At 39.7% G+C, this 10,176-nt stretch carries 7 protein-coding genes; 4 read left to right on the forward strand and 3 right to left on the reverse strand.

All coding sequences use genetic code 11. The features are described from left to right. Nucleotides 1-360 precede the first annotated feature (360 nt). A complete protein-coding gene (rsmD, locus tag HMPREF3129_RS00535; protein WP_004252744.1) occupies nucleotides 361-945 on the forward strand; it encodes a 16S rRNA (guanine(966)-N(2))-methyltransferase in 585 nt (194 codons plus the stop codon). A 17-nt stretch (nucleotides 946-962) separates the two neighbouring features. Then, nucleotides 963-1,256, forward strand: a complete 294-nt coding sequence (locus HMPREF3129_RS00540) for a DUF1145 family protein (RefSeq protein ID WP_004248877.1) — start codon at nucleotides 963-965, stop codon at nucleotides 1,254-1,256. 63 nt (nucleotides 1,257-1,319) lie between these two features. On the opposite strand, the gene HMPREF3129_RS00545 is transcribed toward HMPREF3129_RS00540, so the two are convergent. After that, the gene (locus HMPREF3129_RS00545; RefSeq protein WP_017827656.1) at nucleotides 1,320-1,724 is read right to left on the reverse strand and encodes a DUF2500 family protein; all 405 of its coding nucleotides are present in this window, start codon (nucleotides 1,722-1,724) and stop codon (nucleotides 1,320-1,322) included. 146 nt (nucleotides 1,725-1,870) lie between these two features. On the opposite strand from HMPREF3129_RS00545, the gene HMPREF3129_RS00550 reads away from it, so the two are divergent. Both HMPREF3129_RS00550 and HMPREF3129_RS00555 read left to right on the forward strand, forming a co-directional pair. Then, the gene (locus tag HMPREF3129_RS00550) at nucleotides 1,871-2,497 is read left to right on the forward strand and encodes a lysoplasmalogenase (RefSeq protein WP_004248875.1); all 627 of its coding nucleotides are present in this window, start codon (nucleotides 1,871-1,873) and stop codon (nucleotides 2,495-2,497) included. A gap of 170 nt (nucleotides 2,498-2,667) precedes the next feature. Further along, nucleotides 2,668-5,058, forward strand: coding sequence for a zinc/cadmium/mercury/lead-transporting ATPase (locus HMPREF3129_RS00555; RefSeq protein WP_004248874.1), 2,391 nt, complete (start codon nucleotides 2,668-2,670; stop codon nucleotides 5,056-5,058). Between the two features lie 86 nt (nucleotides 5,059-5,144). Here the strand turns inward: HMPREF3129_RS00555 and HMPREF3129_RS00560 are convergent, their stop codons facing one another. Together HMPREF3129_RS00560 and HMPREF3129_RS00565 are read right to left on the reverse strand one after the other, a co-directional pair. Next, complete coding sequence (locus HMPREF3129_RS00560; protein ID WP_036919688.1) at nucleotides 5,145-8,279, reverse strand: efflux RND transporter permease subunit; 3,135 nt, start codon at nucleotides 8,277-8,279, stop codon at nucleotides 5,145-5,147. 25 nt (nucleotides 8,280-8,304) lie between these two features. After that, complete coding sequence (locus tag HMPREF3129_RS00565; RefSeq protein WP_004245395.1) at nucleotides 8,305-9,444, reverse strand: efflux RND transporter periplasmic adaptor subunit; 1,140 nt, start codon at nucleotides 9,442-9,444, stop codon at nucleotides 8,305-8,307. Between the last annotated feature and the right edge of the window lie 732 nt (nucleotides 9,445-10,176).

Here is a 10,176-nt window from a genome sequence, read left to right on the forward strand (position 1 = left end):
CTTCTTCGGCTAAACGTGCCTGCTCTGCACGTTCGGCCTCTAAACGTTGTTGTTCTTTCTCTTGTGCAGTATTTTCTTCTTTATTACGGCCAAATCCGAGCCACGAGAAAAAACCTTTTTTTTCTTTTGCCATTAGCTACTAAACTCCTCGCACTAAATCATGGCGCGATAACATTGACGATATTAAAAATAATAATGAAGTCTATCATTTGATCGAGGATAAACGCATCTTTTATACGAATTTTATGGTAAATTATTCGCGCTTAAATCAAGGTAAGTTATCAAGTTATCAACAAACTTGTTCCTTGAAACATTAAAACACGCCAAAATTCACGCTTAAACGATATATATCAGAAAAATATGGCTAAGAAACCACAAAAAACGCCGATGGGACAAATCAGAATAATCGGAGGTAAATGGCGTGGTCGGAAACTTCCTGTGCTTGATAGCCAAGGATTACGTCCCACCACCGATAGAGTCAAAGAAACACTGTTTAATTGGCTTATGCCCGTTATTCAGGACGCTCGTTGCTTAGATTGCTTTGCCGGCAGTGGTGGGCTAGGTATTGAAGCACTCTCTCGCTATGCAAAAGAAACGACATTCATTGAGTTCGACCGTAAAGTCGCGCAACAAATTACTGCTAATTTAGCGTTGCTTGGCGCTGATAATGGGCATGTTATTCAAGATAGTGCGTTAAATTATCTAGCTAAACAAGGTACTGCATATGATGTGGTGTTTTTAGATCCTCCTTTTCATCAAGGTATGTTGGCAAACACCCTGCAATTATTAGAAAATAACCAATGGTTAGCCGAAGGTTGTTATATTTATATTGAAGAAGAAGTAAACGCACAGGTTTATTCTTTACCAGAAAATTGGCGATTACATAGAGAAAAAATCGCAGGCCAAGTCGCCTATCGTCTTTATATTCGCAATTTATCTGCTTAATTTGTTATGGAGCTGCTATGTTAATCTTTTTAGGTCGATTTTTAATGATCGGTGTGTGGGGATTTCTTTGTTTAAATCTTATTTCCCCATTCCCTAAACCTTTAAAGTACTTTATGGATATCGCATTAATCTTTATGGTGATTATGCACGGCTTACAAATTGCCATGTATAAAGCAGGCCAACCCGAAGATAAAAAACCTTCTGGCTTACTCCAATTTAAGATCTTCTTTTTTGGTATTTTTGAGCTATTGAGAATACAAAAAGAGTTGCGCAAAGAGTATCTAGAAAAACAAAAAAATAAAAACCAATAATCATCGTCTATTCAAGTCACTGGGGATAACACGCTAACTCCCCAGTTTCTTATGCTCTGATGCTTATTTAGTTGATGTTTTACCACTCTCATTATCTGGTGCATCGGTTTCAAACTGCACGAAACGACTACCTTGCATAAATAATCGCCCTTTCATCTCCAGCGCTACATTTGAGAAAGTGGTTTTATCCACACGTAAGATAATATCTTGCTGAGAGTCCGTTGTTAAACGAAAAGTCACTTGATAGTAATAGGTTGTTTCTGGCCCATTAACATCATTTTCTCTTGAACGTCGATCGTTTTTCGGTATTTGTTGCTTATCAACAACTTCTACCATATATAATTTAACGGGTGAATTATCATCACTGATACGCTGTTTTCTTTGCTCAAAAAAACGATATGTTGCGCTAGCGATAATGATAATCAGCACCGCGATACCTAACATTCCCGCTTTATTCATTACACTCATTCCTATTATCGTTATAAATTCACATTGTGCTTATCTGTAGTTAATTTTAATTAATACGCCAGTTTCTTCATTAATCGCTATTCTTAAATTATGCTTTCTGTTATGAATAATAAAAGAGTTCTCTATATAAGAATAAGGAAGATATTATGAGTTGGCCTTTTCTCGCTGTCTTATTTTCTGGGTGGCTTTATATCGATGCCGCGTATCGTGGCCCTAATTGGCAACGATGGCTATTCCGTCCTATTACACTACTACTATTACTCCTTTGGGCATGGCAAGTCCCTGAGCATAGCATTAATAGTTATCTTATTGTCGGCGCTTTATTAGCAACATTACTTTCTGATGTATTAAAAATGTTTGAAGGTAAGTATTTACTACCTTCTTTAGCCTTGTTATTCCTAAGTTATATTCTCTACCTAATTAGTTTTGCCTTACCATTACAAATCTCTTTTTATCTTCCTTTGCTTGGTTTTGTTATCGTTGCCGCAATTATCGTGTTAGCCATCATCTGGACTAAATTGGATAAATTTGCCATTCCTGTATTACTGACTTTATTAGCGGCTTTTGCGATGTTTTGGGTTGCAGGAGAGAAATTCTTCTACCTGAGCAACGACTACAACTTTTCTATCATGATAGGCTCACTCTTGTTAGTAATTGCTTACTCTATTTGGCTTATCAACCGTTTCCGCTTCTCTTTTTCAGCCTCTAAAGGACTGGTAAGTGCCTGTTACTTTATTGGTCACTTCTTTATTGTTAGAGCCCTTTTTCTGTAAAACCCTGATCCCTTGTTTCTTTATCAATAGAAACAAGGGATTAATTGATTTAACAAATCCGCACTTTTTGACAATCAATACGCTCTGTTTATCTTGACTCTGGACTCTACTCCAAGCTGTAAAGTATCGGTAATTGATAAAACTGTACTTTGTTGAACGAGGAGAGGCGTATGTCTAAACACGCTCATCAACACGATAACCATAAACATACCGATGCTTGCTGTTCAAGCTCTCAATGCTGCTCTAATCAGGCAGATAATAGTAGTATGCACTCACATACTGAAAGTGGACACACTCATAGCAAAATCGATAAGAGTGATCCCGAATGTGAAGAAGAACATCATCATGGCCATCAACATGAGCATAATCATCACGCTCATGATGGTCATGATCATGCCCATGGCTGTTGTGACAGCAACGCCCCAGTCTCTAATGTAGAGCCTGAAAAAATTGCACAACAACGTTTTAGTTGGAAAGTGCAAGGAATGGATTGCCCAAGCTGCGCGCAAAAGATAGAGACAGCAGTACTGAAAGTGGTCGGCGTTAAACAAGCGAAGATCTTGTTTGCCACTGAAAAACTGGTTGTCGATGCCGATACCGATTTACGTACTGATGTGATTAGTGCCGTTAAAAGTGCCGGTTTTGAACTATTTGATATCTCATCAGCGGGATCTCAGCCTCCTGCAAAACAAAGCCTCTTAAAAGAGAGCTCATTCGTCATTATCTTAGCGATTTTAATGGCGATAAGTTGGGGGGCCGAGTTTATTGATCCACAAGCAGGTCGCGCTGCCTTTATTGCAACGACATTAATCGGGTTATTCCCTATTGTAAAAAAATCGCTACGACTCATTCGTAGTGGTACCCCATTCGCGATTGAAACCTTGATGAGTGTTGCGGCTATTGGGGCACTGTTTATTAATGCCACCGAAGAAGCGGCAATGGTAATTTTGCTGTTTATGATTGGCGAAATGCTTGAGTCTTACGCTGCGGGTCGTGCACGCCGCGGAGTCAGCGCATTAATGGCTCTTGTACCAGAAGAAGCGGTGGTAATAAAAGAGGGTAAAAAACAGACAGTCCCTGTAGCTCAATTGCGCCCCGGCGATATTATTGAAATTGCACCAGGTGCGCGCTTACCCACAGATGCCGAATTAATTACTGCTTTTGCAAGTTTTGATGAAAGCGCATTAACGGGTGAATCGGTGCCGGTCGAACGTTTACAGGGTGAAAAAGTCGCTGCTGGCTGTTTATCTGTTGATCGCTCGGTGCAAATGAAAGTGGTCTCTGAGCAGGGGCAAAATGCCATCGATCGTATTTTACAACTGATCGAAGAAGCAGAAGAGCGTAAAGCGCCCATTGAACGTTTTGTTGACCGTTTCAGTCGCTATTACACACCACTGATTATGCTGTTTTCCGCATTAGTGATCATTATTCCACCTTTGTTATTCGCTCAACCTTGGGAAACTTGGTTCTACCGTGGTTTAACACTGTTATTAATTGGTTGTCCTTGTGCTCTGGTTATTTCAACACCAGCCGCCATTACATCAGCACTGGCAGCAGCAACAAAACGAGGTGCCTTAATTAAAGGTGGTGCAGCACTTGAACAACTGGGCACAGTCAATACCGTTGCTCTAGATAAAACAGGCACATTAACAGAGGGTAAACCTCAAGTCACTGATGTCATAGCAAATGTAGGCTTTAATGAGAAAGAGCTACTGATGTTGGCTTCTTCTGTAGAAGTTGGCTCTCATCACCCTCTCGCAAAAGCCATTATTAATAAAGCACAAGAGCAACAAATTGATGTTGTGGAAGCCGATAATCGCAAGGCTTTAGCGGGTAAAGGGATTGAAGGTTATTTAAATAATCAACATATTCTGGTCAGTGCCCCAACACAATTATCAGAAACCACACCATTATCTGCACAATGGCAACAACAAGTCGCTCGTCTTGAAGATGAAGGCAAAACCGTTGTGGTGGTATTAAAAGAAGATCAGTTCATTGGTGTGATTGCGATGCAAGATACATTGCGCAACGATGCTATCGAATCAATGAAAGTGTTGAAATCGATGAATATCAATGCCGTGATGTTAACCGGTGATAACCCAAGAGCAGCGGCTGCGATTGCACAAAAACTGGGTATGGATTTCCGTGCAGGATTGCTCCCTGAAGATAAAGTCACTTCAGTGATGGAAATCAGTCAAACACATAACACAATGATGGTGGGTGATGGTATTAATGATGCACCAGCAATGAAAGCGGCTACCATTGGTGTTGCGATGGGAAGTGGTACAGATGTCGCTTTAGAAACTGCCGACGCAGCATTAACCCATAACCGTTTAACTGGCTTACCCGAAATTATTCAGCTATCTCGTGCAACACGTAAAATTATCCGTGAAAACATTACCATAGCATTGGGTTTAAAAGCGATATTCTTAGTCACCAGTTTATTCGGTATCACTGGACTTTGGGTTGCCGTATTGGCTGACTCAGGAGCAACAGCTTTAGTGACCGCCAATGCCGTAAGACTATTAAAAGTTAAACTAAAATCTCCTCACCAAGATTAAACTAACCTAAAAATAAAACCCAAACCACAGTCATCGCTATGGTTTGGGTTATTTTTACGCTTAAATCTCACTGCGAGATAATTCTATTACTTATCTATTTCCTCAATACTCACATGTGCTTTTTTTCGTGAAAATAGTTTAACTACAAAGACATAGAACAGTGGTACAAAGAAAATAGCCAAGAAAGTGGATGCAAGCATACCGCCAATTACCCCTGTTGCGACAGAGTGCTGACTACCTTGCCCTGCGCCTGAAGCAAGTGCCATAGGTAATACCCCAAAAGTAAAGGCGAGTGAGGTCATAATGATAGGGCGTAGTCTCATTCTTGCCGCTTCTGCTGCCGCATCGATTAATGGTTTACCATCTTTCTCATAAAGATGTTTAGCAAACTCAACAATTAAGATGGCATTTTTCGCTGATAGGCCAATGGTGGTCATCAAACCTATTTGGAAATAGACATCTGAGGATAAACCTCGTAACAGTGTTGCGATAACAGCCCCTAAAATACCAAATGGCACCACTAAAGCGACAGAGAAAGGTACTGACCAACTTTCATAGAGTGCCGCTAAGCTTAAGAAAACAAACAGAATTGTCATCACATATAATGCAGGTGCTTGGTCTTGTGTTTGAATTTCTTCATAAGACAGACCGCTATAGCTTAGGCTGATTTCAGATGGCAATTGTTTCATAATATCTGCAATTGCCAGCATCGCGTCACCCGTACTGTAACCTGGCGCTGGTTCACCTAAGATCTCAATCGCTGATAGCCCATTAAAACGCTCTAATTTCGGTGGCCCCATATACCATTGTGTTGTTGCAAAGGCATTGAATGGGATCATTTCACCGCGCTGATTACGAACATGCCATTTATCCAGATCGGTTGGCAACATACGCGCTGAGGCTTCCCCTTGTAGATAAACACGTTTAACACGACCTTCATCAATAAAATCATTTACATACATCGATCCCCATGCGGCAGATAATGTATCGTTAATATCAGATAAACGCAGTTGTAATGCTCTTGCACGCTCTTTATCAATCACAACACGTAATTGAGGTTCATCGTTTTTACCGTTCGGGCGAACATTAGTTAATACTGGACTTTGTGCTGCTAATTCGAGGAATTTATCACGAGCTTTAACCAATTCAGTATGGCCTAAACCCGCATTATCTTGTAAGTAGAAATCAAATCCCATCGCATTCCCCATCTCCATAATAGCAGGTGGTGGGAACGCAATAACCATACCATCACGGATAGAGTTAAAGTGTTGCTGTGCTCGTGCCACTAATGAGAAAACATCTTCTCCTTTTCCTTTACGCTCTGACCAATCAGCCAAGTTAACAAATGCCATACCCGCATTTTGACCACGACCTGCAAAGTTAAAGCCATTAACAGTAAATACTGTTTTAACCAGATGTTTTTCTTCGGTCAGTAAATAATCCCTAAATTCTGCCATGGTTTGTTCCATACGCTCAGCGGTACTATTTGCTGGCATACGGACTTCAATCATCACAACTCCTTGGTCTTCATTTGGTAAGAAGGCTTTAGGTAATTGCGTAAATAACCACCCTGTTCCAACGGTAATAATGAGGAAAATAAACATATAACGGCCTCGACGGTACAAGATATTGCGTACCCCCTTCTCGTAATAGTTAGTTCCTCTATCAAAGAAACGGTTGAACAGCCAGAAGAATCCACGACGTTTCTTCACCTTAGGTTGTGGCTTTTTCAATATGGACGCGCATAATGCGGGTGTAAATGTTAATGCGATAAGCACTGATAATGCCATCGCGACAACAATAGTCGCTGCAAACTGGCGATAAATAATCCCAGCCGATCCACCAAAAAATGCCATTGGCACAAAGACCGCTGATAAAACAAGACCAATCCCCACTAACGCCCCTTGAATTTGCGTCATCGAGAGAATGGTCGCTTCTTTTACCGAAATCGCCTGTTCATGCATGATCCGTTCAACGTTTTCAACCACAACGATGGCATCATCCACCAGCAAGCCGATTGCGAGCACCATGGCATACATCGTTAATACGTTGATAGTTAAACCTAATGCGGCTAATACACCAAAAGTTCCTAATAAAACAACCGGTATAGCCAATGTTGGTACCAAGGTTGCCCGAATATTTTGTAGGAACAGGAACATAACCAAGAACACTAAGATGGAAGCTTCGACAATCGTTCTTACCACAGAGCTAATGGACGATTTTACAGAAGGCGTTGTGTCATAAGGGAAAAGGGCTTTTACACCTTGAGGGAAAAACTGCGACTGAGCTTCCACAACCTCTTTTACTTTTTTAGACACATCAAGTAGGTTAGCTCCGGGCGCTAAGCGCATAGCCATACCCGCAGACGGTTTACCATTGTATAAGCTTGAAATAGAGAAATTATCTGCCCCTACTTCGACTTTCGCTACATCTTGTAACAGAACTTGTGAGCCATCAAGATTCACTTTTAATAGAATATGGTTGAATTCATCTACTGATACCATACGTGATGCGCTGGTAATGGTTGCGTTTAACTCAACACCTTTTAATGCCGGTAAGCCCGCTAACTGCCCGGCGGACACCTGTACATTCTCATCTTGGATAGCCGCGGCAATATCTTTCGGCATCAGGTGATAATTGGTCAGTTTATCCGGATCAAGCCAAATACGCATAGCGCGTGGTGATCCCAATAACAGAATATCCCCCATACCATCAATACGAGAAATAGGATCTTTCATATGTGAGGCAAGGTAATTACCTAAATCAAAGGCATCTAATTTTCCAGATTCATCTACAAGGGCAACCACTTGCATAAAGTTAATCTGGAATTTCACTACCCTCATCCCTTGTCGTTGTACTTCAAGGGGTAACTTAGGTGTTGCTAATTGCAGTTTATTTTGTACCTGCATCAACGCAATATCACTATCCGTACCTTGTTCAAAAGTGGCGATAACTTCAAAGCTACCATCCGTATTACTATTTGAACTTAAATAACGGAAGCCATCTAATCCGCTAAGCTCTTGCTCAATAACTTGAACAACCGTGTCTTGCACTGTTTCAGCCGATGCACCGGGATAAACTGCGGTGATCATTATCGCTGGAGCTGCAATTTCAGGATATTGACTCACAGGAAGTTTTATTAACGACAATCCTCCTGCAATCATAATAACAATAGCCATCACCCACGAAAGTATTGGCCGATTAATAAAAAATCGAGACATAATAATGTATTACCTAAATGAAGACTTACTCTAAGGTGGTCTTTAATGAAATGTTGTTAGCAGGAACCGCATTGACTTTTACGCCCGGTTTTGCACGATGATGACCTTCTGTCATGATCCTATCGCCAGCTTGTAATCCCTGTTTTATGATCCATCCATTACCTTGTGGTTTTAATATTTCAACATCTCTTGCTTGTAATACTTGTTGTTGATCAACGATATATGTGATGGATTTACCACGGGCATCAAAGGTAATCGCTTGTTGTGGCACAACAATCGCTTTCTCTTGAGTCCCTTGCATAATGCGAGCTTTGGTATACATTCCTGGTAATAATTGGTGCTGTGGATTAGGGAATTTGGCGCGTAATGTCACTGAGCCTGTACTTGGCTCAACTTGAACTTCGGAAAAGCTTAATGTGCCGGTATAAGGGTACTGAGAGCCATCTTCTAAAAACAGCGTCACATCCATTTTATCTTCACTATCAGTGACGACACCTTGTTGGATCAGTGACTTTAATTTCAGTTGATTAGTAATAGGTTGAGTAATATCCACATAGATAGGATCAAGCTGTGTGATGGTCGCTAATGGCTGGCTTTGTCCACTACTCACTAATGCCCCTTCACTAACAAAAGAGCGACTGATTTTGCCGCTAATAGGTGATAAAACTTGGGTATAGCCAAGGTTAATCTTTGCTTGATTTAAATCGGCTTTAGCTTGATCAAGGCGTGAAACTACATCGTCATATTCTTGCTGACTAATGGCATTAGTGGCACGTAAAGATTTATAACGGGCAGCTAATTTTTTCACATTATCGTAAGCCGCTTGTGCTTTAGCTACCTGAGTTTCGTAAGGTTTTTTATCTATTTGATACAGTGGTTGATCTTTTTTAACATCACTACCTTCAGTAAATAGACGTTTTTCTAAAATACCATCGACTTGTGGGCGCACCTGTGAGACACGATAAGATGCCGTTCTTGCTGGCAAATCGACCGTTAATGGAAGAATTTCCTCTTTGACAGTATAGACTCCCACTTCTGGGATAGCAGGCTTGGTTGGCTGAGTCGATTGATCGTTACAGCCCATTAAGACAAAACTTACCATCATCACAGAAGTAAAAGGAATATTACAACCCTTTGTTTTAAATAAATGTTTTGTTTTTTTCATAGTTAGTGGAATTGTGCTGATAAAAAAAATACCGTACTCCCTATGCGAATGGTTTCCGGTACAACGAATTAATTAAGAACGTCATCTATTTATGGCTATTAAAATAAATAGTCTAAATATTAGATTAATAACACATACAGTTGAGATCCTTATTTATTAGAGGTTTTTGTATTTATTAATACGCTGTGAATAATGAACTTTTCAAGATATTTTAACAAGATTATAATTTATCAATATGTGGCATTTTCAATAAATGAAAACACATCTTATTGAAAACAAACAAATTAAATAGAATAAACCCTATTATAAAAAACACTAAAATAGCATTTTTAGGAAAAACAAAAAGAGCAAAAAATTAACTAATAATTATCCCTTCATCATTAAAACGATGAATAAACAAACATTTTTAAATACTATTTTCACAATAATACAAAAGAGATAAATAAAATTATTTTAATTGTTTCTTATACGAAACTAATATAATAAATCTATTAATTCACACAAACCTATAAATATAGAAAAATAATCTCTTAGAAAAAACATGACTAATTCATCATAAAACCATTGCATTTATTCATGGGGTAAATAGATTTTATATGAGGTATAAAAAGGGAAGGAGAGCTACTTTTGCCTTGAAAGAAAGAGCCACAAGCGAGACAAGCCATGCTTTATCTCGCTTGATAAGCGTGTTTTTTACCAGTTGACATCCTCCACGCCCTAAAGGACGTGGAT

The organism is Proteus sp. HMSC14B05, from assembly GCF_001808035.1.
Classification (GTDB): Bacteria; Pseudomonadota; Gammaproteobacteria; order Enterobacterales; family Enterobacteriaceae; genus Proteus; species Proteus mirabilis.

Bases quoted from the DNA above. Each gene is read 5' to 3' on its own strand.
- rsmD (WP_004252744.1), top strand. From the start codon at position 361: ATGGCTAAGAAACCACAAAAAACGCCGATGGGACAAATCAGAATAATC.
- HMPREF3129_RS00560 (WP_036919688.1), bottom strand. From the start codon at position 8,279: ATGTCTCGATTTTTTATTAATCGGCCAATACTTTCGTGGGTGATGGCT.
- HMPREF3129_RS00555 (WP_004248874.1), top strand. From the start codon at position 2,668: ATGTCTAAACACGCTCATCAACACGATAACCATAAACATACCGATGCT.
- HMPREF3129_RS00565 (WP_004245395.1), bottom strand. From the start codon at position 9,444: ATGAAAAAAACAAAACATTTATTTAAAACAAAGGGTTGTAATATTCCT.
- HMPREF3129_RS00545 (WP_017827656.1), bottom strand. From the start codon at position 1,724: ATGAGTGTAATGAATAAAGCGGGAATGTTAGGTATCGCGGTGCTGATT.
- HMPREF3129_RS00540 (WP_004248877.1), top strand. From the start codon at position 963: ATGTTAATCTTTTTAGGTCGATTTTTAATGATCGGTGTGTGGGGATTT.
- HMPREF3129_RS00550 (WP_004248875.1), top strand. From the start codon at position 1,871: ATGAGTTGGCCTTTTCTCGCTGTCTTATTTTCTGGGTGGCTTTATATC.